General features: G+C 69.8%; 21 protein-coding genes, 1 other RNA gene and 3 pseudogenes. 11 read left to right on the forward strand and 14 right to left on the reverse strand.

Translation table 11 applies throughout. The annotated features are described in order from the left end of the window. Nucleotides 1-43 precede the first annotated feature (43 nt). The 3 genes from rnpB (at nt 44) to QNJ12_RS03775 (ending at nt 3,072) form a co-directional block, all read left to right on the forward strand. An RNA gene (rnpB, locus tag QNJ12_RS03765) (RNase P RNA component class A) lies at nt 44-431 on the forward strand. Nucleotides 432-690: 259 nt separating this feature from the next. Beyond that, on the forward strand, nt 691-1,758 hold the full coding sequence (locus tag QNJ12_RS03770; RefSeq protein WP_300618991.1) for a hypothetical protein: 1,068 nt from the start codon (nt 691-693) through the stop codon (nt 1,756-1,758). A gap of 183 nt (nt 1,759-1,941) precedes the next feature. Then, a complete protein-coding gene (locus tag QNJ12_RS03775) occupies nt 1,942-3,072 on the forward strand; it encodes a carboxylate-amine ligase (protein ID WP_300618993.1) in 1,131 nt (376 codons plus the stop codon). Here the strand turns inward: QNJ12_RS03775 and QNJ12_RS03780 are convergent. From QNJ12_RS03780 to QNJ12_RS03810, 8 genes and pseudogenes are all read right to left on the reverse strand, one after another. Continuing rightward, nucleotides 3,062-4,357, reverse strand: coding sequence for a hypothetical protein (locus QNJ12_RS03780; protein WP_300618996.1), 1,296 nt, complete (start codon nt 4,355-4,357; stop codon nt 3,062-3,064). The two genes, QNJ12_RS03775 and QNJ12_RS03780, sit on opposite strands and share 11 nt — an antisense overlap. Before the next feature lie 241 nt (nt 4,358-4,598). Further along, nucleotides 4,599-4,754: pseudogene (locus QNJ12_RS23675) on the reverse strand (mechanosensitive ion channel family protein); the annotation flags it as partial. Between the two features lie 76 nt (nt 4,755-4,830). After that, nucleotides 4,831-5,556 (reverse strand): annotated as a pseudogene (locus QNJ12_RS03785) (mechanosensitive ion channel domain-containing protein); the annotation flags it as partial. Between the two features lie 103 nt (nt 5,557-5,659). Beyond that, complete coding sequence (locus QNJ12_RS03790) at nt 5,660-7,120, reverse strand: hypothetical protein (RefSeq protein WP_300619002.1); 1,461 nt, start codon at nt 7,118-7,120, stop codon at nt 5,660-5,662. Between the two features lie 87 nt (nt 7,121-7,207). Continuing rightward, complete coding sequence (locus QNJ12_RS03795) at nt 7,208-7,783, reverse strand: histidine phosphatase family protein (protein WP_300619004.1); 576 nt, start codon at nt 7,781-7,783, stop codon at nt 7,208-7,210. Between the two features lie 23 nt (nt 7,784-7,806). After that, a complete protein-coding gene (locus QNJ12_RS03800) occupies nt 7,807-8,289 on the reverse strand; it encodes a hypothetical protein (protein ID WP_300619006.1) in 483 nt (160 codons plus the stop codon). A gap of 19 nt (nt 8,290-8,308) precedes the next feature. Beyond that, nucleotides 8,309-9,013, reverse strand: coding sequence for a C4-type zinc ribbon domain-containing protein (locus QNJ12_RS03805; RefSeq protein ID WP_300619008.1), 705 nt, complete (start codon nt 9,011-9,013; stop codon nt 8,309-8,311). Between the two features lie 33 nt (nt 9,014-9,046). Beyond that, nucleotides 9,047-11,413, reverse strand: coding sequence for a transglycosylase domain-containing protein (locus QNJ12_RS03810; RefSeq protein ID WP_300619012.1), 2,367 nt, complete (start codon nt 11,411-11,413; stop codon nt 9,047-9,049). Between the two features lie 197 nt (nt 11,414-11,610). Between QNJ12_RS03810 and QNJ12_RS03815 the strand changes: the two genes are divergently transcribed. Further along, the gene (locus QNJ12_RS03815) at nt 11,611-12,555 is read left to right on the forward strand and encodes a TIGR03621 family F420-dependent LLM class oxidoreductase (protein ID WP_300619015.1); all 945 of its coding nucleotides are present in this window, start codon (nt 11,611-11,613) and stop codon (nt 12,553-12,555) included. Between the two features lie 39 nt (nt 12,556-12,594). Here QNJ12_RS03815 and QNJ12_RS03820 read toward each other — a convergent pair whose 3' ends face one another. From QNJ12_RS03820 to glgC, 3 genes are all read right to left on the reverse strand, one after another. Next, on the reverse strand, nt 12,595-13,956 hold the full coding sequence (locus tag QNJ12_RS03820) for a hypothetical protein (RefSeq protein WP_300619017.1): 1,362 nt from the start codon (nt 13,954-13,956) through the stop codon (nt 12,595-12,597). Then, entirely contained in the window at nt 13,953-14,417 is a 465-nt protein-coding gene (locus tag QNJ12_RS03825) for a sigma-70 family RNA polymerase sigma factor (protein ID WP_300619020.1), read from the reverse strand. The genes QNJ12_RS03820 and QNJ12_RS03825 overlap by 4 nt, the downstream gene beginning before the upstream one ends. A gap of 125 nt (nt 14,418-14,542) precedes the next feature. Continuing rightward, nucleotides 14,543-15,769, reverse strand: coding sequence for a glucose-1-phosphate adenylyltransferase (glgC, locus tag QNJ12_RS03830; RefSeq protein ID WP_300619023.1), 1,227 nt, complete (start codon nt 15,767-15,769; stop codon nt 14,543-14,545). A gap of 68 nt (nt 15,770-15,837) precedes the next feature. Here glgC and QNJ12_RS03835 point away from each other — a divergent pair, with 68 nt between their 5' ends. The 3 genes and pseudogenes from QNJ12_RS03835 to QNJ12_RS03845 all read left to right on the forward strand — a co-directional run. Next, nucleotides 15,838-16,281 carry a hypothetical protein gene (locus tag QNJ12_RS03835; RefSeq protein WP_300619025.1) on the forward strand — a complete coding sequence of 148 codons (444 nt, stop codon included), beginning with the start codon at nt 15,838-15,840 and terminating at the stop codon, nt 16,279-16,281. Between the two features lie 2 nt (nt 16,282-16,283). Next, nucleotides 16,284-19,046, forward strand: a complete 2,763-nt coding sequence (gene ppc / locus QNJ12_RS03840; RefSeq protein ID WP_300619028.1) for a phosphoenolpyruvate carboxylase — start codon at nt 16,284-16,286, stop codon at nt 19,044-19,046. A gap of 270 nt (nt 19,047-19,316) precedes the next feature. After that, nucleotides 19,317-19,529, forward strand: a pseudogene (locus tag QNJ12_RS03845) (Rdx family protein); the annotation flags it as partial. Between the two features lie 26 nt (nt 19,530-19,555). Here the strand turns inward: QNJ12_RS03845 and QNJ12_RS03850 are convergent. From QNJ12_RS03850 to QNJ12_RS03860, 3 genes are all read right to left on the reverse strand, one after another. Then, nucleotides 19,556-19,756, reverse strand: coding sequence for a cold-shock protein (locus QNJ12_RS03850; RefSeq protein ID WP_300619031.1), 201 nt, complete (start codon nt 19,754-19,756; stop codon nt 19,556-19,558). Nucleotides 19,757-19,872: 116 nt separating this feature from the next. After that, the gene (locus tag QNJ12_RS03855) at nt 19,873-20,157 is read right to left on the reverse strand and encodes a DUF503 domain-containing protein (RefSeq protein WP_300619034.1); all 285 of its coding nucleotides are present in this window, start codon (nt 20,155-20,157) and stop codon (nt 19,873-19,875) included. Between the two features lie 77 nt (nt 20,158-20,234). Next, on the reverse strand, nt 20,235-21,164 hold the full coding sequence (locus QNJ12_RS03860) for a phytanoyl-CoA dioxygenase family protein (RefSeq protein WP_300619037.1): 930 nt from the start codon (nt 21,162-21,164) through the stop codon (nt 20,235-20,237). Nucleotides 21,165-21,276: 112 nt separating this feature from the next. Between QNJ12_RS03860 and QNJ12_RS03865 the strand changes: the two genes are divergently transcribed. The 4 genes from QNJ12_RS03865 to QNJ12_RS03880 all read left to right on the forward strand — a co-directional run bounded on the left by QNJ12_RS03865 (nt 21,277) and on the right by QNJ12_RS03880 (nt 26,618). Further along, a complete protein-coding gene (locus tag QNJ12_RS03865; protein WP_300619040.1) occupies nt 21,277-22,503 on the forward strand; it encodes a sensor histidine kinase in 1,227 nt (408 codons plus the stop codon). Continuing rightward, nucleotides 22,500-23,168 carry a response regulator transcription factor gene (locus QNJ12_RS03870; protein WP_300619042.1) on the forward strand — a complete coding sequence of 223 codons (669 nt, stop codon included), beginning with the start codon at nt 22,500-22,502 and terminating at the stop codon, nt 23,166-23,168. The genes QNJ12_RS03865 and QNJ12_RS03870 overlap by 4 nt, the downstream gene beginning before the upstream one ends. Nucleotides 23,169-23,284: 116 nt before the next feature. Beyond that, on the forward strand, nt 23,285-24,058 hold the full coding sequence (locus QNJ12_RS03875; RefSeq protein WP_300619044.1) for an ABC transporter ATP-binding protein: 774 nt from the start codon (nt 23,285-23,287) through the stop codon (nt 24,056-24,058). A gap of 28 nt (nt 24,059-24,086) precedes the next feature. Further along, a complete protein-coding gene (locus QNJ12_RS03880; RefSeq protein ID WP_300619047.1) occupies nt 24,087-26,618 on the forward strand; it encodes an ABC transporter permease in 2,532 nt (843 codons plus the stop codon). Nucleotides 26,619-26,647: the final 29 nt, after the last annotated feature.

Below are 26,647 nucleotides of genomic sequence, written 5' to 3' on the forward strand. Positions count from 1 at the left end.
GGTCGGCCAGGCAGCGTCGCTCGTACACTGACTGCTGCGATGGTGAGTCGGTCGGGTGACCGCGGCTCGGGGCGCTTCAGCGTGGCCGGGTCGAGGAAAGTCGGGACTCCACCGGGCAGGGTGCTGGCGAGAGCCAGGTCGGGGTGACCTGACGAATCAGTGCAACAGAGAGAGACCGCCGATGGGCGGCCGCGGCGACGTGGCGGCCACAGGTGAGGGTGAAACGGTGCGGTAAGAGCGCACCAGCGTGCGGGGTGACCCGTTCGGCTCGGCAAACTCCACCCGGAGCAAGGTCAAGCAGAGGGGACGGGCTGCCCGTCCGCTCGTGTCCGCAGCGATGTGGCGACGAGCACCCCTCGGGTGGGCCGCACAGATGGATGGTCACCGGTCGGCAACGACCACAGAATCCCGCTTACAGCCCGACTCACCGTCGCACGTCGTGCTTGACACTCGAGCATCGGCACGGCTCACCCGCGACGCCGACGCAATTTCCGATCGTCTCGCCGATCGTTCCCTGATCCCTCCACCCGCCGCCCGAAGCGCTCGCAAGGGCCGACCCCCCGCCGTGGAGAGGTGCGATCGACAGCACCCGTGAGCGACCGAACCGCCTGGTCTGCCGGGGCGAATTGCCTTGACTCCGGGCGCTGGGAGCGCGTCCGTGGAAGGTAGACGACCACGAATGGAGGAGTCATGACCCTCTCACTACTTCGGACCCGATGGGCGGCGATCGGAGCGGCGGTGGCGGTGAGTCTCGGCGCCGGCGGTATCGGCATCTCCCAGGCGACCACGTCGTCGGGTGAACGGCCGATCTACGTGCCGATCGAGCCGTGCCGCCTGGCGGACACCCGGCCCGCCTTCCAAGTCGGCCCACGGTCTGCGCCGCTCGGCCCGAACGAGACCTACCCCCTCGCGGGATGGGGCAAGGTCGGCAGCTGCAACCTGCCCGGCGGCACGACCGGCCTGTCGCTGAACGTCACCGCAGTCGACCCCACCCTGGCGACGTTCCTGACCCTGTTCCCCGCCAGCAGCACGCTGCCGAACGCGTCCCACCTCAACCCGATGCCGGGCCAGCCTCCGACGCCGAACGCTGTGAACGTCGACCTCGACGGCGCGGGCCTGTTCAGCATCTACAACCTGCAGGGCTCGGTGCACGTGATCATCGACGTCGTCGGCTACTACGACCACCACATCCACGACGACCGGTACTACACCGAAGCCGAGTCAGACGGCCGGTACTACACCAAGAGCGTGGCCGACAGCCGCTACGTCAGCGCCAAGCAGGACACCTTCTACTACGTCCCGGGCTCGATGCTCGAGATCCACGTCAACGACGGCCCGGCGACCGTCCACTTCGACAACTCGAGCGATGCCATCGTGCGCAAGACCGTGTCGGCGGGAACCATGCAGGTGCTCATCCCGGTTCCGTTCCCTGCCAGGCTCGGCGGGGCGTGGGGGAAGCTGGTCGACTACCGGGTGTCGTACAAGGTCGACAACGTCAACAGCTACATCACGAGCACCCGACTGATCAAGAGCAACAACTCGGGCGCCCACGTCGACATCGGATGGGAGTCCACGGACCGCAAATCGACCACCTACAGCAGCTACGTGGTGAACTGCTTCGACCCCGGCTGCCAGCTCGACTTCGTTCCGAACGGCAACTATGTGACCGTGTTGTTGGAGCTGGACTACGGCGGCATCGGCGACCCGCACGACATCACGATCGGCGGGGTCCTCCTCCGGGTGTCGTACGACGGTTGAGCCGCTCGACGCCGGAATCCTGAGAGGGCGCCCGCACCGCCGGGCTCCCTCTCGTGGGAACCCAACCTCAATGTCGGATCACCCTCATCCCGGCGGTCGTATCCCCGGCGCACCCCCAGCGCCTAGCGTCGGGGGTCATGCAGCGGTCGCGGAGACCACGACCGAGCCGGCCGAGGGGGACGGGTGCACGCTGAACCATCATTCACCGTCGGGATCGAGGAGGAGTACCTCCTCGTCGACCGCGAGACCCGCGACCTCGTCGCCGAACCCCCGGCCGAGCTGATCGAACGCGGGGCCACCGAGACCGACGGTCTGATGACCACCGAGTTCCTGCAGTCGCAGCTCGAGGTCGGCACCACCAAGTGCGCCTCGGTCCCGAAGGCTGCGGCCGAGATCCGCGCGCTGCGGCGCACGCTCTCCGACCTCGCCGGCGAGTACGGGTACGCGATCGTCGCCGCGTCGACGCACCCGTTCGGCGACTGGACGGCGCAGCGGTTCACCAAGCGAGAGCGCTACGACAAGCTGGCGCAGGACCACGGGGTCATCGCCCGCCGGATGCTGATCTGCGGCATGCACGTCCACGTCGGCATCGACGACGACGATCTGCGGATCGACCTCATGGAGCAGGCGACCTACTTCCTCCCCCACGTGCTCGCGCTGTCGACGTCGTCGCCGTTCTGGCACGGCTACCCGACCGGTCTGCGCTCCTACCGCCTCTCGATCTTCGACGGCATGCCGCGCACCGGCCTGCCCGAGGTGTTCGATTCGTGGGCCGAGTACCAGCGCCACGTCGGCGTCCTGGTCGCCGCGGGCCAGATCGAGGACGCCAGCAAGATCTGGTGGGACCTGCGGCCGTCCGGCCGGTTCCCGACGCTCGAGATGCGCATCGCAGACGTGTGCACCACTGCGGCCCACGCCGCGTCGCTCGCCGCCCTCTTCCAGTCCGTCCTGGCGATGTTGTGGCAGCTCCGGCGCGACAACCAGCGTTGGCGCAACTACTCGATCGGCCTGATCCAGGAGAACCGGTGGCGCGCGCAGCGCTACGGCATCGACGAAGGGCTGATCGACTTCGGCATCGGCGAGGTGGTCCCCTGTGCGCAACTGGTGGAGGAACTGGTCGAGATGCTCGCTCCCGCCGCCCGACGCCTCGACTGCTTCGACGAGCTGCTCGGTGTTCGTTCGATCATGACCGACGGCACCTCGGCCCACCGGCAGATGGCGGTGTACGAGGAGTGCCTCGCGGACGGCGCCGATCAGCAGGAGGCCGTCCGCCGGGTCGTCGACTTCCTCATCGACGAGACCGTCAACTTCTGACGGTCGCCCCGCTCCGCGCTGCGCGCCATTCACCGAACCGTTGGGCCACGTCGACGATGGCGACGGCGGCGCCGACCACGATCGCCACCTCGGCTGCGATCCGGAAGCGCGGGATCCCGTAGACGAACGCGATCATCGCCACGGACAGCGCGGTGACGGCGAGCAAAGGCCATCGGGGTTGGCGGCTCGGCCAGCGCCAGAGCCCGTAGGCGGCCAGCGGCGCCAGCAGCCAGTACTGCCAGAGCCCGATGCGGCTCGCCCACGGCTCACGCCCCTCGAACTGGTTGAAGCGGATCACCTGCTCGGTCTCCCACACGCTGAGCCCCCGCCCGAGCCGGGCGGCCACGACGACCGGCACCCGGTCGAGGTGGTCGCCGACGAAGTCGACGGCCTCCTCACGGTAGATCCGCGACTGCACCGACTCGTCGGCGCCCTCGGGGATCGGCACCCGGCGGGTGCAGGCGAGGCTCCACCACCCGATCTCGTCGCCGGAGTAGGTCTCCTCGCAGTTCGCCCCCGCCAGCGTCAGACCGTCCTGGGTGGACATGAACGTCGGCTCGTCGAACCGGATCTGGTTGCGGATCACCCACGGGCTGACCACGAGGACCGCCACGGCGCCCGCCACGGCGAGGTGGGAGATTCGCGTCCTCCAGGCGAGATCACCGGCGCGCAGGGTCAACGGGACGACGAGCACCGTGCCCAGGAGGAGCAGCTCGGAGCGGGCCAAGCCGGCGAGGCCGACGGTGGCGCCGAGTGCGCCGGCGATCAGCAGATCGGCGCGGCGGTCGTACGCGTAGACCGCAAGGAGGACCGCCACCACGGTGCCGGCGGCGAAGGTCTCGGACATGATCAGCGCGTCGTTGATCCAGAGGTTGGCGTACACGGCGGCGACCGCCGTCGCCGCCAGCGAGACCCAGCGGCCGAGCAGCCCGCGGGCGAGCAGACCGATCCCCGCGACCACCAACGTGCCGTAGACCGCCATCGCGTATCGCTGCGTCAGGCTCAGGTTGTCGTCGACCCACGACACGGGCGACAGCGCCAGCGCGGTGAGCGGGGGGTGGAGTGCCGAGTACGCGTCGGACATCCACGGGTGCTCGAACCAGCGACCGTCGGCGATTCTCGCCGCCTGGCCGAAGTAGTGGAGCTGGTCGCCGACCACCTCGTCGCCCGGTTTGGCGGCCGCGACGTACCCGAGGCGTACCACGGCGGCGCCGGCGACGAGCGCGGCGAACACGAGGCGATAGGTCCGCCGGTCGGGCGACGACGAGGCGACGTCCTCGGTCACGCCATGCCTAGCCGTTGTCGTAACCGGCGGTGATCTTCTCGTCGACCCGCTGGCCGCTCTCGCCCTCGGGGCCGAAGGCGTCGACGATCTCCCGCAGACCGTCACGGTCCGGCACGTCGCCCCTCGGCATCGGCTGGCCGGGCATCTCGGCGACGTGGATCGTCTGGGTCGGGAAGGCGAAGTCGACGCCCAGTCGGTCGGCGAGGCGCATGATGTCGAGGTTCAGCACGTGGCGGGTGCGCAGCTCCTCGTTCCAGTCCTCGGCGTCGATGAAGCAGTAGACGAGCACGTCGAGGCTCGCCGCACCGAAGCCGTGGAACTCGACGATGTAGTAGTCCGTGCGCATGCCGGGGTTCGCCCGGATGACCGCCCGGATGCCCTCGACGAAGGCCTGCATCTGATCGGGCGTCGTGTGGTAGGCGACCGAGCGTCGTCTTGTAGCGCCGCCAGTGGCGACGGCCCATGTTGTCGACGCCGGCGTCCATCAGCCGGCCGTTCGGCACCGTGACCTGCGAGTTGTAGAACGTCCGCACCCGGGTCGAGCGGAAGCCGACCTGCTCGACCGTCCCCTCGACGCCGTCGACGACCACCCAGTCCCCCACCTCGAACGGCTTGTCGGCGAAGATCGTCACGCCGCCGAGCAGGTTGCGCACCGTGTCCTGCGCGGCCAGGGCGATCGCCAGACCACCGAGGCCGAGGCCGGCGATCAGCGACGTGATGTTGACGTCGAGGTTCGACAGGACGAACAGGATCCCCAGGATCGTGGCGAACAGGCGCAGCGTCGTCCGCAGCAGCGGCACGAGGCTGTCGTCGAGGCGAGAGTCGGTGAGCTCGGCCCGCCGGGCGAGCACGTCGGTGAGGACGTCGATGAGGCGGTACGCGACGAGCACGACGGCGACCGCGCTGACGAGCGCGGCGATCTGGGTCACGACGTCCTCGACGTCGACATCGAACTGGAGCAGCGGGAAGCCGACCAGCGTCGTGAGGCCCACCGTCAGCAGGAACAGCGCTCGGCCGAGCCGCTTGCGCTCGACGTTCCAGAACGCCAGGTCCTCGCCGGCGAATCGTCGCCGGATGACGGCCGCGATCACCTGGACCACGACGAAGTGGACGACCACCGCGATGACCACCAGGAGGCCGACGCCGAGGTACTGCTCGACCTGCACGCCGAGGATCTCGTCGTCGAACCAATCAGGCACGTCGGAACCTCGGGCGCGGCGGCGTCACCGCATGAACGCTAGTGAGCGCTCTCGCGCCGATGGAGGATGCGCCGGGTCGCATCGCCGACCCGCAGCGGCGGCGTCAGGCGAGGTAGCCGGTGATGTCGACGATGAAGTCGGTCTGCGCATCGGGCGCGCCGTCGACGAAGACCTTCATCTGCCGGCTCCCGTCGAGCTGCACCATCGTCCCATTCGCCAAGACGACACCGGGACCGGCCCAGTTGATCGACGACGTCGCGAACGTCGATGCGTCGCCGGGCGCCGTCGCCACGAAGCCTGCCGACACCGTGCCGACGATCGTCAGGTTGAACGTCACCGCCGTCGCATCGGGCGGCACCACGTCGCTCGCCGTCACCGCGCCCGTGCCGAGATCGATCGCGTCCTTCACCGACACCACCCGGCCGGCACCGACACCCAGCGGCCCGTCCTCGAACCGCGAGTCGTACGTCCGGAACGGTGCCACCGGGTAGAGCACCGACGGCAGCCTCGGTATCGGCGGCGGTTCGAGCAGGTTGACCCAGGTGCCCGGTGTGCCGCCCTTGGTGCAGAACCACAGATCGCCGTCGGTGTCGGCATAGATCTCGCCGGCCTCGTGAGCGATCGCGGTCCCGGCCGGGGCGGGACCGGATGCGACCACACGAAGGGCCGCTCGCTCCCCCGAGAGCTCCGCCCCGAGGCTCGTGGACCCCGAACCGCTGCCGACGACGCCGATCTCCTCGCCGGTGGCGAGCACCGCCGTGCCGCCGAGGGCCTCCAGGCCGGTCCCGCCTCCATCGTGGTTCGCTCGCATCGCGACCGCAGTGACCTCGCTCGTGAAGCCGTTGATCCCGCGACCGTTGACACCGTCGGCCTGCCCGTAGACCCCGGTTGCGGCGTCGCCGCTCGCGATGCCACTGACGGCCCCACCGAACGTGCCGGTCGCGACGCCTCGAATCGACACGCCGGATTGCCCCGACGCAGTGCCCGAGACCGCCGTGCCGCCCGCCTGGTCGTTGACGCCTCGCAGGCCCGACGAGCCAGCGTGGTCGGACCGACCGATCACACCCGCACCTCCAGTCTGATCGGTGTATCCGTACACGCCGTGCTGATGCGCGGACGCCAAGGCGTATCCGGCCACGAGGGCGTTGTAGAACGCGAAGCTCTCGAACCTCACTTCCCCGGGTGCGAGGTTGTGGACCAGGAAGCCGACCTTGTCGTCGCCAGTGTGCGCGATCTCGGTCGAGATCGTGCCTGAGTGCAGCCCACCGACGTCGACGCTGTCGCTGTCGGCGGCAGCTGCCGTCGAACCCGTTCCGACGGCGGCGACCGCCCCCGCTGCTGCGGCGCCGGCGGCCAACTTGAAGACGTGACGCCGAGAGGCGGGGTCGGGCAGGGAGGCGTCGACGCCGGCGTCTTCGGTCGGTGCGCTCTCGGCGACGGCGACTGCGCGCTCGCGGGTGGCCATCGAGGCGACGAGTTGCCGGAGCTCGCCGACCTCGCGTCGCAGCTCCTCGATCTCCGAGGTGTCGTCCGCCGAGGCGATCGCTGTGTCGGGTTGGTCCATCGGGCGAACGTAGCCCAAGCCGCGGGCCGGAGAAGTCGTCGCCGAGACCGTCAGCTCTTGTGGTGTTGCGCCCTGCGTCGACGCGGCTCAGTAGGGGCCGACGGTGGCCTGCTCGTTGAAGCTGTGGAGCAGCGGGCCGAAGCGGCCCATGTCGACGCGGCACAGGCTCGCCTGGCCGAGGTGGCAGTGGAACATGATGTCCATCGTCGTGTTGAGCGCCCAGCCGACCGCAGCCTTGATCGGCGACACGTGGCTGACGACCACGATGTGGCGGGAGTGGATGCGATCGGCGAGCGCCTCGCACGCCACCCTCACCCGCGCGTCGAGCGCCCCGAAGCTCTCGCCGCCCTTGGTCGCGTACATCGAGTTGGTCTTCCAGGACTGCCAGACCTCGGGCGGCACCTCTCCGGCCGGCACGCCCTCGTACTCGCCGTACGCGAGCTCGACCCATGCGTCGTCGACCACGACGTCGCGACCGAAGAACGATGCCGTCTCCTGCGCCCGCTGGAGCGGGCTCGAGATCACCTCGTCGACGTCGCCGATCAGGTCGGCGATCGCCTCGGCCTGCTTGCGGCCGATCTCGTCGAGCGGAGGATCGAGGCGGCCCTGGAGCAGACCCTGCTTGTTCGCATCGGTGCGTCCGTGCCGGACGAGGTAGAGCACCGACTCAGTGAACCACACACGCGTCAGCGCGTCGGCAACGCGAGCTGACCCGTGCGCCGGAACCAGGCCCGACGATCCGCGTCGCGCAGGCCGGCGTGGCGGACGATCCACACGCAGAGGCCGATCCCGATGATCTCCAGCGGCACGTTCCACCAGCCGCGACTCGCGACCGGGTGGGCGGCACCGTCGAAGCCGAACCCGCCGAACGGCCACCAGAACACGGTGGTGTCGGTCCACGCGCCGGTGAACACGAGATGCAGCAGCGTGCCGACCGGCAGACCGAGCAGCATCTTGCGGATCGGCTTGCGGCCGGGCGTCGCCAGCATCAGCACCGCGAGCAGCGCAACGCTGAACGTCACGCTGTGCAGCACGCGCGCCCCGCCGAAGGGCGCATCGACGAGCGCCGGCAACACGGCGCCGACGGCGAGGAGCCGGTAGTCGAACGACGGATCCCGGAAGACGAACCACACGGCCAGCACCACCGTGCCCAGGAACCAGAAGAACATCGCCGCCAGCGTACGGCCGCTAGATCACGAGGATTCGGCCGCACTGCGGGCAGTCGGCCAGGCCGCCCGACGACGCCGCCTCGTCCTTCACGACGTCGACCTCGGCGGCCGACAGGTCGAGGTGGCAGCCCTCGCAGCGCGACCCGGCCAGCGTTGCCGCGGCCACGACGTGCTGCTCACGGAGCCGGTCGTAACGCCTGAGCGACGCCTTGTCGACCTCGGCCCTGAGACCCTCGAGCCGCTCGGCGATGCGCTCGAGCTCCCCGTCGATGTCGGCCTCGGCGGCCGACAACACCTCGTCGGCGGCGATGAACGCCTCGCGCAGCGCCTCCTCCTGGCCCAGCACCTCGGTGAGCTCGTCGTCGATCCGGGCCTGCTCCTCGAGGGCGGCCAGCTCCTCGTCGTCGATGCCGCTGCGGGTCTCGTTCACGGTCGCGATCTCGCTCTGCAGCGCCTCGGCCTCCCTCGGGGCGATCACGGTCTTGAGCTGCGCCTGCAGCCGATCACGCTGGGCATCGAGGTCGTGCGACTTCGACTCGCACTCCTCGATGACGCCACTCAACTCGTCGAGACGCTGCCGCATCACCTTGCGCGACTGGTCCCAGCGCACCAGGGCATTGCGGGCGGCCTGCATCTGCTCGCGCTCGCCGAGATGCTCACGCCGGTGACGGAGCTGGTCGGCCATCGTGTCGGCGGCCTGCAGCTCGAGCATGGGATGCGTCATCGCCGCACCCCGCCCGCGACCCGGCAGTCGTCGTCAGCGGCACGGACCGACGCGCTGGCTGAGCGGCACCGACGGGAGCGGGGCGTTCGGGTCGAGCACATCGGGTGGGATGGTAGTGCCGCTCTCGACCTGGCCGAAGATCGGCACCGGTGGCAGCGTCGTCGTCGGCACCGTCTCGACCGGCAGGGTCGTCACCGACGGTGTGGTCACCGGTGGCGTGGTGACCGGTGGATCGGTCGCCGGTGGATCGGTCGCCGGTGGTGCCGTCGGCGGCGGTGCCGGTGGATCGGTGCTCGGCGGTGCGTGCGGGGACCGGAAGCCCTGCGGCGCCGGCGTCGCAGCCGGGTCGTCAGCCGGCGGCACGGTCGCGGGCGTCTCGTAGCCGACGATCTGGAACAGGCACTCGTTGCCCGGCAGGTACAGGCGGGCCGGGCCGCGAGGCTGCGAGTCGGGCCGGTCCCAGTCGGCGAACTCGAACTGCTCGAGGCCGATCTCTTCCATGTAGGCGCCCCAGATGCGCGCCGGGAACGTGCCACCCTGCACGCGCGGCACGCCGGCCGCCTCGAACTCGGGGATGCCTCGCATCGGCGTGTACCGGTCGGGGTCGCGCACCATCACCGCCGTCGACAGCTCGGGTGTGGCCCCGACGAAGAACGCCGTCCAGTTGTTCTGCTGGGTGCCGGTCTTGCCGAAGGCGGGCCGGCGGCTGGCGAAGTCGGCCAGGCTACGACGGGCGGTGCCGCCGGTCAGCACGCCCTTCATCACATCGACCGCCGTCAACGCCACGTTGCGGTCGAGCACCCGAGCGCCCTCGGCGGCGTGGGTGTAGATGCGAGCGCCCGAGGCGTCCTCGATGTACTCGACGTAGTACGGCTCGTGGTGCACGCCCTCGTTGGCGATCGTCTGGATGCCGGCCGCCATGTCGAGCGTGCTCAGCTCGTTGGCGCCCGTGGCGAACGCCGAGAACGGCTGGATCGGCTCGCGTTCCGTCGCCGGTTGCCCCTGGTAGAGGTACGGGTTGGCCGCCATCCGGTACACCGTGTCGACCATCCGGTTGAGCCCGACGATCTGCGAGGTGCGCGCGAACGCGCAGTTGATCGACCGCACCGTGTGACGCCGGAGCGTGTCGACCCCACCGCTGACCCCGCCGCGGATCTCGAACGTCGGGTTGACCGGGTCACCGACGTTCGGGAGTCGGCACGGGTGCGTCCCGTCGACGACGTCGTCGGGGGTCGCCCCGGCCTGCAGGGCGGCGGCGAGGATGAACAGCTTGATGCTCGACCCGGTCTGGCTCGGCGCCAGGGCCAGGTTCACCTCGCGCTGACCGGGGATGAAGCCCTTGCCGCCCACCATCGCCCTGATCGCGCCGGTCCTCGTGTCGAGCGAGGTGAGTGCCGCGTCGATGCCGGTGAAGTTGTCGGGCAGCTCGTCGCGGGCCTCCTCGGCCCGGGCCTGCAAGAACGGGTCGAACGTCGTGTGGATGTTCAGACCACCGCGGTGCAACCGTGTGTACCGCTCGTCGTAGGTGTCGCCGAGGATGTCGCTGCGATTGAGCAGGTAGTCGCGCAGCGCCTCGGTGAAGTACGTCCGCTTCGTGGCTCGCTCGGCTCGGGCGCGCACGCGTTCGGGGATGACGAACGTCTCCTCGACCTCGGACCGCTCGGCCTCGGTCAGGAGCTCGTCGTCCTCGAGCCGGTTCAGGACCAGGGCGAACCGGTTGCGGCTCTGCTCGGGGTTGATGATCGGGTCGTACGTCGACGGGGCCTGCACCATGCCGGCGAGGAACGCCGCCTCGATGAAGTCGAGCTCTTGCACCGACTTGCCGAAGTAGGTCTCGGCTGCGGCGCCGATGCCGTACGAGTTCTGCCCGAAGAACACCGTGTTGAGGTACCGCTCGAGGATCTCCTCCTTGGTCTTGTGCTTCTCGAGCCGCACCGCGTAGGTGATCTGCAGCAGCTTGTAGCGCCCGTCGCGTGGGAAGCCGGCCATGAAGTCGTTCTTGACCACCTGCATCGTGATCGTCGACGCGCCCTGGATCGGCCCCTCGGTCGACAGGTTCGACAGCGTGGCGCGGAACAGGCTCCGCACGTTCACGCCCTTGTGGACGAAGAACTCGTTGTCCTCCACGGCGAGGAACGCGTCGATCACCTCCTGGGGCACGTCGTCGATCGAGACCGGCTGGCTGTTCTCGACTTCGAACGACGCGATCTCGTTGCCCTGCACGTCGAACACGGTCGTCCGTGCCGACAGGTCGGCGAAGTCGGGCAGCTCGACCGGCGTCTCCTCGTGGGCGTTGGCGATCCGCCAGATCCGGGGCGCCACCGCGACCACGGTGGCGGACATGAGCAGAGCGCCGGCGCCGATGACCAGCGCCAATCGGAACACCCAGCTGAACCGCATCACAACGGCGTCGACACTACCGACGCACCCTCGCCGGATGGTGGCAGTCGCGACGACCCGGAACGGGGCGGATGCGTTGCCGGCACGACGATCGCCGACCCGATGCCGACCCGATGCCGACCTGGTTCTCACCGGACACCCACGAGAGGCCCACCGGATGCCGACCGGCCCGCGTCGCTGCCCTACGGTCTGGCGCCATGGCCAACGAGCAACGACCATTCCGATTCGGCGTGCAGGTCAACGGCACCGGAGACCGCCAGGAGTGGGCCGACCTCGCCCGGCGGGTCGAGGCCAACGGGTACGCCACCCTGACGATGCCCGACCACTTCAACGACCAGCTCGCGCCGGTGCCGGCGCTGCAGGCGGCCGCCGACGCAACCACGACACTGCGGTTGGGCGCACTGGTCTACGACAACGACTACAAGCACCCGGTCGTGCTCGCGAAGGAGCTCGCCACGATGGACGTGCTGTCCGACGGCCGGGTCGAGATCGGCCTCGGCGCCGGGTGGATGATCAGCGACTACGAGCAGTCGGGCATCCCGTACGACCGGCCCGGCGTCCGGGTCAGCCGGATGATCGAGGGCCTCGCCGTCATCAAGGGCGCGCTCGGGCCGGGTCCGTTCTCGTTCGCCGGCGAGCACTACACGATCACCGACTACGACGGCACGCCAGCGCCGATGCAGTCACCACCGCCGGTGCTGATCGGCGGTGGTGGGCCACGCGTGCTGCGGTTCGCCGCCCGCGAGGCCGACATCGTGGGCATCAACGCCACGCTGACGTCGGGCGCCGTCGACCAGTCGACGTTCGAGTCGATGACCGCAGAGGCGACCGATGCGAAGGTGCAGATCGTTCGGGACGCCGCCACCGAGGCAGGCCGTCTCGCGGACATCGAGATGAACATCCGCGCCTTCATGGTGTTCGTCACCGACGACCCCGATCAGGGGCTCGAGACGCTCGCAGGCTTCACCGGTGCGCCGAAGGAGGTCATTGCCGCCTCGCCGTTCGCGCTCGTCGGCCCGGCGAGCAAGATCATCGACGAGCTGCAGGAACGTCGCCAACGGTGGGGTTTCAGCTACGTGATCGTCGGCCAGAACGACATCGAACCGTTCGCCCCGGTCGTCGCCGCCCTCGCCGGCACGTAACGATCGGCGCCACGAAGGATCGGTGTCAGGCACCGTCCGTCACGCGGGCGGGACGGTCGTCTCGTCGAGGCGGACGAGGATCGCCTCCTGGTGGCTGACCACCACGATCCCGTCGCGGCACCAGCACATCGGCTGTGGGCCGTCGAAGCGCTGCAGTGTGAGCGCCGCGTCGCTGGTCAGCTCGGTCACGCCCCACCGGGGTGTGTCGTTCGCCAGGTCGGCGACGCGAGCGACGCCGAGCTCGATCGCGACGCCTGCTCCGTCGATCGGCCGGGACCACACCGCTGCCACCGAGCTGCCGTCCGGTGAGACGGCGGCGGCCAGGTTGGTCGACCCCTCTCCGGCGGGGTCGAACGCCACCACCCGCCCGGTGTCGAGCTCCCACAGCTCGTACTCGAAGCGGACCTGGCCAGGGCCGATGGGCACGGCCGAGGCGACGAGCACCGTGTCGCCGTCGTCGCTGACGGAATGTGCGACCCCGGACGCGAGATCCGTCTCCAGACGCAGCTGCGTCAGGTCGCCGTCGGTGAGATCGAGCAGCCAGAACACCGCCGACGCGTCCGGTGGCGCGGCCTGGATCACCAGGGCACGGTCGGGGTCGAGCGGCAGCAACGACGACGGATTCGCAACCCCGGGCAGGATCGGCGTCAGCGGGTCGACCTCGCCGGTCGATGCGTCGACGGTTGCATACGACAGCGGCGGATCACCATCCGTCGGGGCGAGCGCCGCGAGCCGATCCGCGCCGGGCACGAACCTGGGGGCGAGCAGCAGGCCCGCATCGTCGAGAGGTGTGGTCGAACCGTCGACACCGACCACCCAGTGCGTGGTCTCCTGCGCGAACTGGATCTCGTCGCCGCCGGTGAACCGAGAGCTGTCGCTCGACCACGTCAGCTGCCGCCAGCCGAATCCCTCGAGCTCGTGACAGGTCGGTGTCGCGCCAGCGACGAGCTCGACGACGCACGCCCGCCGCGCAGTGTCCCGGTACGCCGCCCACCGGCCGTCAGGCGAGACGGCGATGCGGAAGTCCGCAGGATCAGGCCCGCTCTCGAACGTCATGTCGATCGTCTCGGCCACCGTCGGCTCCCACCACGAGGTCGCCGGCTCGAGCGGTGCGAGCGTCGTCGTGGGCGGGACGGTCGGCAGCGTGTCGGCGGGCAGTTGCTCGTCGCCGTCGCCGGTCAGCACCGCCAGTACCACGATGACCAGCACGGCAGCGGCCACAGCACCGATGACCGCGAAGGTCTGGGGCCGCCACAGAGTCGGCCGCGGCTCGGCACGCTCGGGCTCGGTCGCAGCGTCGGCGAGCACCCGCCGGAGGCCGGCGTCGACGTCGAACGCCTCGGCCGCATCCGCGAACGCGGCCCGAGAGGCGGTGCGTGCGAGCTCGTCGATGGTCGTCATCGTTCGACCCCCAGTCGGTCGGCCAACGTCTGTCGGGCGGTGTGCAGCGATCGCTTCACGGTGCCCTCGCCGATCTCGAGGATCTCGGCGATCTCGGCGACGGACAGATCGTCGAAGTAGTGGAGCGCCACCACCGACGCCTGTCGCAAAGACAGCGTCCGCACGTGGTCCCAGAACTCGTCGGGCGTCGGATCCTCGTCGACGGCCCGTCGCACGGGGAGCCGCGCCAGCGCCCGACGTTCGCGCCGGGCGCGGCGATGGATGTCGCGGCAGCGGTTGATCGCCACGCGCCGCACCCAGGCCCCCGGCTTGTCGAGCCTGCTGACCCGTTCCCAGTTGCGGAACGCGCTCAGCATCGCCTCGTGCGCGACCTCGGCACCACGCTCGCGGTCGCCGGTCAGCGACGTCGCGATCGCGACGATCGCGTTGATCTCGCTGCGATACAGCTCGTCGAACGTCACGTCGACGATCGTCTGCCCATTCGGACCCACATCACCACACACGACACAGCAACGAACTGGGTTGTCGCTCGATCGAGAACTCCCGCCGCCACCCACTCACGAGATGTGCCTGGGACATCTCGTGACTAGGCGGCGAAGCTGCGGCCCTTTTCGACGACGGTGATGCCGTTGGGGCTCCGCGTGAAGTGCTTGGCGTCCTCCTCGGCGTCGAGGCCGATCCGGGCGTAGTCGGGCACCACGACGTTCTTGTCGATGATGCAGCGCTTCAGACGTGCACCGGCGCCGACGTGCACGCCCTCCATCAGGATCGAGTCGGTCACGTGCGCGTCGTGGTCGATGAAGACGCTCGGACTGATGATCGAACGCTCGACGTGGGAGCCGGACACGATCGAGCCCTGGCAGAGCAGCGACCCGTCGACGAACGACGGCTCACCGCCGACGCCGCGCGACACCTTCGCGGGCGGCAGCGCCTTGCGGTGGGTGTAGACCGGCCAGCTGTCGTTGTAGAGGTTGAACACCGGCACCGGGGCGATGAGGTCCATGTTCGCCTCGAAGTACGAGTCGAGCGTCCCGACGTCGCGCCAGTATCCCCGCTCGCGTTCGTCCTGACCGGGGACGTCGTTGGTCGAGAAGTCGTAGACCTGGGCGAGCCCCTGGCGCGTCAGCGCCGGGATCACGTCGCCACCCATGTCGATGAGCGGTGCGTCGGTGTTGGGGGTCACGACGTCGATGAGGGTCTGGGTGTCGAACAGGTAGTTGCCCATGCTGGCGAGGCAGCGGCTGTCGTCGCCAGGCATCGTCGGCGGGTTCTCGGACTTCTCGTGGAAGTCGCGGATCGTCCCGTCGGCATCGCTCTCGATCACCCCGAACTCGCGGGCCTCGGTCTGCGACACCGGGATCGCGGCCACCGTCACGCCGGCGTCGCTCGACACGTGGTGCGCCAACATCTGGCTGACGTCCATGCGGTAGATGTGGTCGGCACCGAAGACGGCGACCACGTCGGGCCGGTCGTCGTTGATCAGGTTGAGGTTCTGGTAGATCGCGTCGGCCGAACCCTGGAACCACTGCGGGCCGCGTCGCATCTGGGCCGGCACGGGCGCCACGTAGTTGTCGAGCAGGTCGGAGAAGCGCCAGGTCTGGGAGATGTGGCGGTCGAGGCTGTGGCTCTTGTACTGCGTGAGCACGACGATCCGCAGCATCCCCGAGTTCGCGAAGTTCGACAGTGCGAAGTCGATCAATCGGTAGGTACCACCGAACGGCACCGCGGGCTTCGCCCGGTCGTTCGTGAGTGGGAGGAGCCGCTTCCCCTCGCCGCCGGCCAGCACGATCGCGAGCACCTTGGGATCAGCCATCGACCCGCAGGGTAGCGAGATGCGGGGTACCCGTCGACCGTTCGCCGCGAAGCCCCTACCCTGGCGCGGTGCCTCCCGCCCGCCTGTCCCCCCGACTGCTTCTGGCTGCCTGCGTCCTGATCGTCGGCGGATGCGCCGACGGCGACGACAGCTCGGGCGCCACCGTCAGCCCGGCGACCAACGAGGCGACCGGCGGCGACCGGTACCCCGACGTGCTCGCAGCGGATGCCACGTTCGACGCCGACAGCGAGACCTGGACGTTCAGCGCCACGCTCTCGTCCCCCTACGACACACCCGAGCGGTACGCCGACGCCTGGCGCGTCGTCGGCCCGGACGACGCCGTCTACGGCGTGCGCGAGCTCACCCATGACCACGCCGCCGAACAGCCATTCACCCGGTTCCTGTCGGGTGTCGAGATCCCCGACGACGTCACCGAGGTCACCATCGAGGGTCGCGACCAGGCCAACGGCTACGGCGGTCTCACCGTGACGATCCCCCTCAGCAGGAGTTGACCGTGAACCACCCCTCCCCCACGGCGCCCGCCGGCGTCGGCGACGACATCCGACTGCTCGGCAGGCTGATCGGCGACGTGCTGCGCGAGCAGGCCGGCGACGGCACGTTCGAGCTGGTCGAACGCGTACGCCGGATCGCCGTCCACGCCCGCCGCAACGACGAGAACCCGGTCGAGCCGCTCATCGGCGAGCTCGCCGATGCCGACATCCATGACGCACTCCACCTCATCCGCGCGTTCGGCTGGCTGTCGCTGCTCGCCAACACCGCCGAGGACCTCAACCTCGAACGGCGGCGCCGCTACCACCGGGATGTCGGCACCGCCCCGCAGGAGGGCAGCGTCGAGGCGAGCATCACGCGCCTGATCGCCCGGGGTGTGCCCAGCAAGCGGATCATCGCCGAGCTCGAGCAGCTGATGGTCACCCCGGTCATCACCGCGCACCCGACCGAGGTCAGGCGCCAGACGGTGCTCGATCACGTCGACCGCGTCGCGGCGCTGCTCGACCTCCGCTGGCGGTCGATCGACAGCCCCAGCGAGGTGGCCGAGATCGACGAGCAGCTCCGCGTCGAGGTGCTGACGTTGTGGCAGACCGCGAAGTTGCGGCTCTCGAAGCTGCGGGTCTCCGACGAGATCGGCGAGGCGCTGCGCTACTACCGCTCGAGCATCTTCGAGACGGTGCCGCGCCTCGAGCGCGACGTCGAAGCGCTCGTCGAGCAACACCTCGGCGCCACCATCAGCAACCCGCGAGCGATCTCGATGGGCTCGTGGATCGGCGGCGACCGCGACGGCAACCCGTTCGTCACCGCCGCCGTGCTCCGAGATGCCGTCCAGTCGCAGGCGACCGAGGCGTATCAGCACCATCTCACCGCGCTCGCCGACCTGGCCCGCAACCTGTCGATGTCGAGCCGCCTCGTCACCCCGACGCCTGCGGTCGAGCAGCTCGCGGCGGCGTCACAGGACGACTCCCCGTTCCGCGCCGACGAGCCGTACCGCCGCGCGCTGCGCGGCATGCACGCCCGCCTGTGGGCCATGGCCGCGGGCGTGCTCGACCAGGTACCCGGCCCCGAGCGACACGCTCGGCTGCCCGCCTACCACTCGGTCGACGAGCTGATGGCCGACCTCGACGCAATCGCGACATCGCTCCACTCGCACGGTGCGGGAAGCCTCGCCGACGCCCGCATCGATCCGGTCCGGCGCGGCGTCGCCATCTTCGGCACCCATCTCTGCGGCCTCGACATGCGGCAGAACAGCGGCGTGCACGAAGAGGTGCTCGCCGAGCTCTTCCGGGTCGCCGGCGTCACCGACGACTACCTCGCACTCGACGAGGACGACCGCATCGCCCTGCTGACCGCCGAGTTGGGTGGGCAACGCCCGTTGGCGGCGCCGTTCGGCAGCTACAGCCCGGTCACCCGAGGCGAGCTCGACGTGCTGCGCGAGGCCGCGTCGGCACACGACCGCTTCGGCGACCGGACCATCCCGCACTACGTGATCTCGATGGCGACGTCGGTCAGCGACGTGCTCGAGGTGGCCGTGCTGCTCAAGGAGGTCGGCCTCGTCCGGGTCGACCCCGCGGACGGCACGATCACGAGCTCGCTCGACATCGTGCCGCTGTTCGAGACGATCGACGACCTGCGCAACGCCCATCACACCCTGACGGCCCTGCTGACCCACGAGCGGTACCGCGGCATCGTCGACAGCCGATCGGGGTGGCAGGAGGTGATGATCGGGTACTCCGACTCGAACAAGGACGGCGGCTACGTCGCGTCGCAGTGGGCCTTGTTCAGCGCGCAGCGCGCGCTCGTCGCCGCCGCCAGGGCGAACGGCGTGCGGATCCGCCTCTTCCACGGACGTGGTGGCACCGTCGGCCGCGGCGGCGGGCCCGCCTATCAGGCGATCCTGGCGCAGCCGGCGGGCTCGGTGCACGGCGCCCTCCGCATGACCGAGCAGGGCGAGATGGTGGCGGCCAAGTACGCACAACCCGCATCCGCACGCCGCAACCTCGAGACGCTCCTGTCGGCCACGCTGGAGGCGAGCTGCCTCGACGACGACCACATGGGCGACGACGTCGACCGGTTCACTGCGGCCATGGACGAGCTCGCCGACCTCGCACTCGGGGCCTACCACGAGCTGATCGACGGCTCGTCCGAGCGCTTCGTCGGGTTCTTCCGGTCGATCACCCCGATCGGCGAGATCGCCAGCCTGAACGTCGGGAGCCGCCCGGCCTCGCGCAAGAACTCCAACCGCATCCAGGACCTGCGGGCGATCCCGTGGGTGTTCGGCTGGAGTCAGTGCCGGCTCAACATCCCCGGCTGGTTCGGCGCCGGGAGCGCGTTCGAGGCGTACGCCACCGACGACGACCGGATCGCCACGCTGCACGACATGCAGGCGCGGTGGCCGTTCTTCCAGGCGATGCTCAACAACATGGGCATGGTGCTGGCCAAGGCCGACATCGGGATCGGTCGCCGGTACGCCGAAGCCCTGGTCGACGACGACCAGACCCGCGAGGAGATCTTCGGCCTGATCGAGCGTGAACACGCCCGCACGCTCGCCTGGCACGCCCGGCTCACCGGATCGGACGATCCGCTCGCCGACAACCAGGTGCTGGCGCGCAGCATGAGGAACCGCTTCCCCTACCTCGACCCGCTGCACGTCATGCAGGTCGAACTGCTGCGGCGCTACCGCGCCGGCGACCACTCCGAGCTGGTCGAGCGCGGCATCCAGCTGACGCTCAACACCATCGCCACCGGTCTCCGCAACTCCGGCTGAGACGGGGCACGGACGCCGACTCGCTGCGTTCCGTCTCGCCGCCCGCCGACCACAGTCGGCGGGGGCTCGCCGCGCCTTGCGCTCGGCGCCCCTGCCCCCGTCTCAGATACCAGACTCCTCGTCGGCGCGTCGGCGCCTTGCGACGGGTGGCGGTCAGTGCGAATTCCTGGACGAGTGGTCGTTCGCGCTTGCGGCGGCGGTACGGTCGTTCACATGGCGAATCACACCGTGAGCATCACGTACTGCGTGCCTTGAGACTACTCCGAGCAGGCCGTGAGCGCTGCGAGAGACCTGATGCACGACTACCAGCACGTGATCGCCGAGCTGTCGTTGGTCGCCGGTTCGAAGGGGATCTTCGATGTCGTCGTGGACGGCCGGACCCTGTACTCGAAGCACGAGACCGGCCGCCACGCCGAACCGGGTGAGGTGTTGGCGTTGTTCCGTGAGCAGTTCGCTGCCGACGTCACGCCGTACGAGCGCTGAGAGCGCTCCCCCTCAAGGGGTGTGGATCAGACGACTTTGACGTTGGTCGCCTCGGGACCCTTGCGGCCCGGGGCGATGTCGAACTCGACCGTCTGACCATCGAGGAGGGTGCGTCGCCCGGTGCCCTCGATGTTCGAGAAGTGCACGAAGACGTCGTCACCGTCGTCACGGCTGATGAATCCGAAGCCCTTCTGATCGTTGAAGAACTTCACTGTGCCGGTAGCCATGTTGCGTTACTGCTTTCTGTTGCCGCCGGCCACCACGGTGGCGACCGACCGGACCGACGCTATCGAGCCTGCGACCGGAAAGCTCATCGGAGACGAACCGTCGCCCGCCGGATCGTTCATTCGACCCACCGGGTCTCGGCGCCGATCACCTCGATCTCGGGGCGCGACCAGAGGAACCGATCGATCGAATCGACGACCTCTTCGGCGAGACGGGCCTCCGAGGCGACCACGGCGAAACCCAGCGTCGCACGCTGCCAGGTGTCCTGCCCGCCGACCTCGGCCGCCGACACACCGAAGCGCTGACGGGTGCTGTCGAGCAGCGAACGGACGACCTGGCGACGGTCCTTCAACGACTGCGACGCCGGGATGCGGATCTCGACCTCGAACCCCACGACATGCACGGGGGCACGGTACCGGTACGAGGCCGCCGCAGGGTCGTCTCACCAGTCGACGGGCGCCGTCACCAGTTCACGGCCCGTCACCAGTTGACGGGCGCCGTCACCTGGTCGGCGACGTCGGCGCCGTCCGGGATGAAGTGCACGACGAACGAGCGCCTGGTCGAGTCGGCGCGGCGGATCTGCTGGCCGCCGTGGATCAGCATCCCGTGCCAGAACAGCACGTCGCCCTTCTTCGCCAGGAACTCGCGCTGCTCGAACCGGGCGGCCTCACCGTCGACGTGCGCCTGGTAGGCGCCCGAGAGCGCGGGGTCGGCGGTCCGCAGGTTGACCATCGGGTAGCCGTCGAAGCCGGCGAACAGCCGCTCGCGGTGCGACCCGGGGTAGTAGACGAGCGGGCCCGAGCCCTCGACGATGTCCTCGCAGGCGATCCAGGCGCCGCAGATGAGCGTGGGGACACCCAGGTGGAACACCGCGGTGTCCTGGTGGAGCGCCTGACGACTGCCGTTGTGGAAGTTGATCGAGTACGTGGCTCTGCTGTCGACGCCGAGGATCATCGACGCGACCCGCCTGAGCTCGGGGTGGTTGCGCACTGCGTCGGCGGCCCCCGAGTGCTGGAAGAAGCCGTGCACCCGCCAGCTGGAACGATCGCGGATGGCGACTCGATCCTCTCGATCGAGGGTGAGCAGCTCGGAGTGCGACGTCGTCGCCCGGTGCCCGCCGTCGAGCTCGAGGTCGTGCACCACCAGGTCGTCGAGCGGCCGGTCGCCGATGAACATCCGGTCGAGGTCGCCGACCATCTCGTCGAGCAGGTCGTGGGGCACGACGTCCTCGACGATCGCGTAGCCGTCGCGGACCCACGAGCGGAGGATCCGCTCGTCGACGGTCGAGCCGGCCCGCTCCGTGATCTCGTCGATCGCACCGGGCTCGTCGAACCAAGCGCTCGTCGGCAACGCCACGGGCCGGTGGCGACCGCCTGCGACCATGCGGCGGAGACGGGTGAGGATCGACATCGACCGTCACGCTAACCGTCAGCGGGCAACAGGGCCGGTCCGCCCGAGGGATGACGATCTGTCGTTCCGCCGGCGGATGCCGGCCCCTCGCCCACTCACTAGCGTCAGGGACATGTGGCAGGCGACGGCGCGCACCAGAGCAGCCGCTCGCGCCGTCCGCACCGCCGCCCAGGCACGCCCGTTCGCCACCGATATCGTGTTCGCCGTCGTGATGGGCGCGCTCGGCGTCGTCGGCCACCTGACCGCGTCCGTCGAGGCCAGCGAGCGCGACGCCGGTCCGGTCGGTGTCGCCATCCTCGTCGCGCAGGCCGCGGCGTTCGCCTACCGCCGCCGGAGCCCCCTGATGGCGGCTTCGGTCGTCACGCTGTTCGAGATCATCTTCTGGGTCTCGGACTTCGCGACGAACTTCGACGCGATCGCCGTCCTCGCCATCTACGCAGCGACCGCCCACGGGGTCGACCGCCGGCGGACGTGGCAGGTGGTCGGCGGCATCGTCGTCGCGACCACGATCGTCGCGATCATCGGCGTCCTGGTGCCCGAGGAGGACCTCCCGGCGCTGGCCGTGGTGGGCCTCGGCATCTTGAACCTCAGCGCGGCCGGCCTCGGTGAGATGATGTTCGCCCGGCGTCGTCGCATCGCCGAGCTGGAAGAGCGGGCGATCAGAGCCGAGCGCGAACGCGAGCTGCTGGCCGCCCAGGCCGTGCTCGACGAGCGTTCCCGGATCGCCCGCGACATGCACGACGTGGTCGCGCACAGCATGAGCGTGATGGTGGTGCAGGCAGCGGCGGCCGAGCGGCTCGTCGACGCCGACCCCGAGCGTGCGGCCGATGCACTCCGCAACGTCCAGGAGACCGGGCGCGAGAGCCTCAGCGAGATGCGCCGCATGCTCGGCGTCCTGCGAAGCGACGACGAGTCGCCGGCGATGACCCCGCAGCCGACCATGGCCGACGTCGAGTCCCTGATCGCCACCTGCAACGAGGCAGGCGTCGAGACCGAGCTGGTGGTGACCGGTACACCGCAACGACGATCGGCGGGCCCCGAGATGGCCGGCTACCGGATCGTGCAGGAGGCGCTCACCAACGTCGTCAAGCACGCCGGGCGGCCCGTGCGCGCCTCGGTCGAGATCGACTACCGCGACGACGGTGTCGTGCTCGCCGTGGTCGACGACGGGCTCGGCGCGGCGGCCAGCCTCAACGGCGACGGCATGGGTCACGGCCTCGTGGGCATGCGCGAACGCGTCGAGCTGTACAACGGCACGCTCAGAGCGGGCCCGCAGAGCGGAGGCGGGTTCGCCGTGCATGCCACCTTCCCGTACGACGACGCGGCGGCACGGGCGTGACGATCAGGGTCGCCGTCGTCGACGACCAGGCGCTGATGCGCACCGGATTCACGATGATCCTCGAGACCGAGGACGACATCGAGGTCGTCGGCGACGCCCCGGACGGGCGGCAAGGCGTCGAGCTCTGCCGTCGCCACCGACCCGATGTCGTGCTCATGGACATCCGGATGCCCGAGATGGACGGCATCGAGGCCACCCGGCTCATCGTCGACGACGACGGCATCGACACGCGCGTGCTCGTGCTCACCACGTTCGACCTCGACGAGTACGTCTACGGAGCGATCCGCGCCGGCGCCAGCGGGTTCTTGCTCAAGGACACGCCGCCGGACGCGCTGGTCTCGGCCGTGCGCACGCTCGCCGACGGTGAAGCCCTCCTGGCGCCGACGATCACGCGGCGCCTCATCGAGGAGTTCGTCCGGCAGCCCGGCCCAGTCGCGCCGACGACGGAGCTGCTCGACGAGCTGACCGAACGCGAGAACGAGGTGCTGCGGCTCATGGCGCGCGGCCTCTCGAATGGCGAGATCGCCGAGCACCTGATCCTCGGCGAGACGACCGTCAAGACCCACGTCAGCCGTGTGCTGACCAAGCTCGGCGTCCGCGACCGCGTCCAGGCGGTCGTGGCTGCGTACGAGACCGGCCTCGTCCGGCCGGGCGACGGCGGCTGACCGGTCCGTCATCCGCACGGATGACACGGCACGACCGTGAGGTCGTGCCGCCGTACGAACGCCGATCATCACCGTGCCCGACGCCTCTGAGCAGGGGTTTCCGTACCGTCGAACGCATGACACTCCTGCTCGAAACCACCCCTTCCCCCGCCCGGGTCGTCGAGGCGCCGATCGCCGCGCAGGCCCGAGGCGCCGTCAAGGTCTACGGCTCCGGCGACACCGAGGTCGTCGCCCTCGACTCCGTCGACGTCGACTTCGCAGCCGCCCAGTTCACCGCCATCATGGGCCCGTCCGGCTCGGGCAAGTCGACGCTCATGCACTGCATGGCGGGCCTCGACTCGCTCGACAGTGGTCAGGTCAAGATCGGCGACACCGACATCTCCGGTGCCGGCGACCGTGACCTCACCCTGCTCCGGCGCGACCGGATCGGCTTCATCTTCCAGTCGTTCAACCTCGTCCCGACGCTCTCGGCGATCGAGAACATCACGCTGCCGCTCGACCTCGCCGGCACGAAGCCGGATCAGGCCTGGCTCGACGGCGTGATCGACACCGTCGGTCTCGGCGAGCGGCTCACCCACCGCCCGAGCGAGCTCTCTGGTGGTCAACAGCAGCGGGTCGCGGTGGCCCGCGCCCTGGCCAGCCGGCCCGAGATCATCTTCGCCGACGAGCCGACCGGCAACCTCGACAGCCACAGCGGCGCCGAGATCCTCGAGTTCATGCGCCATGCGGTCAGGGAGCACGGCCAGACGATCGTCATGGTGACCCACGACCCGGTCGCCGCGAGCTACTCGGATCGCGTCGTGTTCCTGACCGACGGGCGGATCACCGATCAGCTCTTCGACCCGACGCCTGACACCGTCCTCGACCAGATGCGCGAGCTCGGCCACTGATCGCCCGGGACGACGAAGGGACTCCGCCATGCTCGCTCTCACCCTCAAGAACCTGAAGGCGAACCGCGTGCGGTTCGCTCTGACCGCACTCGGCGTCACGCTCGCCGTCAGCTTCGTCGTGTCGGCCTTCGTGCTGGCAGACGGGCTCCGTTCGACGTTCGGCGACCTGTCCGCCGAGATCGTCGACGGCACCGACCTCGAGGTCCGCCCGGTCGCCGACTTCGGCGACCCCGTCCCGCTCACCGACGACGCCCTGGCGTCGGTCCAGGCCACCTCCGGCGTCCGCGTGGCGGAGGGATTCGTCGAAGCCGACGAGAACGCGATCCGGCCGATCAGGTCCAACGGCGAGGAGATCCCCGTCGACGGACCGCCGCAGCTCGCGTTCTCGTGGAACGAGGATCCACAGCTCAACTCGTTCACGGTCGTCGAGGGGTCCGCTCCCGACGCTCCGAGCGAGTTCGTCATCGACGTCGACAGCGCCGACCGCTACGACTTCGTCGTCGGCGACACCTACACCGTCATCACGCCGACCGGCGTGCAGTCGTTGACGCTGGCGGGGACGACGTCGTTCGGCGAGAACAACGACACGCTCGGCGCGATCCTCATGAACGTCGACGTCGATGCGACGCCGACGCTGTTCGGCACCGACGGGTTCGACTCGATCACGGTCGCGCTCGACGCAGGCACCGATCAGGATGCGGTGATGCAGTCGATCGCGTCGACCCTCGCGGACGTCGAGGTGGTCGACAACGAGACCCTGCTCAACGAGCAGAGCGACGAGTTCAACAGCCAGATCGGCATCATCCAGAACGTGCTGCTCGGCTTCGCCGGCATCTCGCTGTTCGTGTCGATCTTCATCATCTACAACACGTTCGCGATCGTCCTGAGCCAGCGCACCCGCGAGCTCGCCCTGCTGCGCACCGTCGGGGCGGACCCCCTCCAGCTCCGCCGCTCGGTGCTCGGCGAGGCGCTCGTCATCGGGCTGCTGGCATCCGGGCTCGGGATCGTCGGCGGCCTCGGCGCGGCCCGCGGGCTCGAAGCGCTGTTCGGGTTGATCGGCGCCGACTTCCCCGAATCGCCCACCATCATCGCGACCCGCACGATCGTCGCCGCGCTCGCCGTGGGCGTCGGCGTCACGATGCTCGCCGCGTTCGGGCCGAGCCGGAAGGCTGCCAAGGTGCCGCCCATCGCAGCGCTCCGCGACGGCGCCCAGGCCAGCGAGACCAGCGGACGCACGCGTGTCGTGGCCGGTGGAGCGCTCCTGGCGGTCGGGGCGACGGCGGGCGCGTTCGGCCTCGTCGGCGCCGGCACGACCGCCGTCACGGTGACGCTGCTCGCCGGTGGCGCAGCCGTCATCTTCCTGGGCGTCTCGATGCTCAGCCCGCTGCTCGCCGGTCCGGTGACGCACGCCCTCGGCTGGCCCGCGCAGCGGCTCGGCGGGGTCGCCGGGCGGCTCGCCCAGCGCAACGCCGGCCGCAACCCGCGCCGCACGGCCACCACGGCCGCGGCGCTGATGATCGGCCTGTCGATGGTGACGATGGCGCTCGTCATCGGCGAGTCGGCGAAGTCGACCGTGTCGGCGACGCTCGAGAACTCGGTCGAGGCCGACTACCTGGTCACCGACACGGCGTCCGAGGCCGGTTTCCCCACCTCGCTCGCGCGCGACGTCGAGGCGACCGGTGTCTTCGACGCAGTGTCGGGGTACCGGGCCGAGGACGCGCTGATCGGCGGCGAGGTGGTCGAGGTCACGGCCGTGGAGTTCGACGCCGTGGCGTCCCTGTACGACATCGACGTCGTGACCGGCTCGTTCGACACCTCCGCCGCAGAGCACCCCGTGATGGTCGTCGCCGACACCGCCGCCGAACGCGGGCTGGCGATCGGCGACCGATTCGACGCCGAGTTCGCCGGCGACCAGGTGGTCACGCTGACGATGGCCGGCACGTTCGACGACCAGTCGATCGTCGACGACGACTACCTGGTCGACGTCGCCACGTTCGACGCCGTCGGCTCCAACGCAGCGGACGACATCATCGCCATGTCGATCGCCGAGGGCACCGACGCCGCCGCGGTCGATGCGGCGATCGCCCTCCTCGGCCAGACGTACCCGCAGGCGGCGATCGACACCGCCGGCGAGTTCAGCGATCGGATCGAGGCCGGCATCGACCAGATCCTGACGACGCTGAACGCGATGGTGGCGCTGGCCGTCGTGATCGCCCTGATCGGCATCGCCAACACGTTGGCGCTGTCGGTGTTCGAGCGCACGCGTGAGCTCGGCCTCAGCCGGGCGGTCGGCATGACCCGCCGCCAACTGCGCCGGACGATCCGGTTCGAGGCCGGCATCGTGGCGGCGTTCGGCGCCGTGCTGGGCGTCGTGATCGGCATCGGCTTCGGAACGGCCATCGTCACTGCACTGCCCTCGGCCTTCGCGTCGACCGTGGCGATCCCGTACGTGCAGATCGGCACGCTCGTGGCGATCGCCACGCTCGCCGGCCTGCTCGCCGCCTGGCTGCCCGCCCGGCGCGCCGGGAAGTTGAACGTGCTGGCAGCGATCAGCCACTGATCCCCGCTCCCTCCTCCCCCCGGACTGCC

The sequence above is a fragment of the Ilumatobacter sp. genome, from assembly GCF_030065885.1.
Lineage (GTDB): Bacteria > Actinomycetota > Acidimicrobiia > Acidimicrobiales > Ilumatobacteraceae > Ilumatobacter.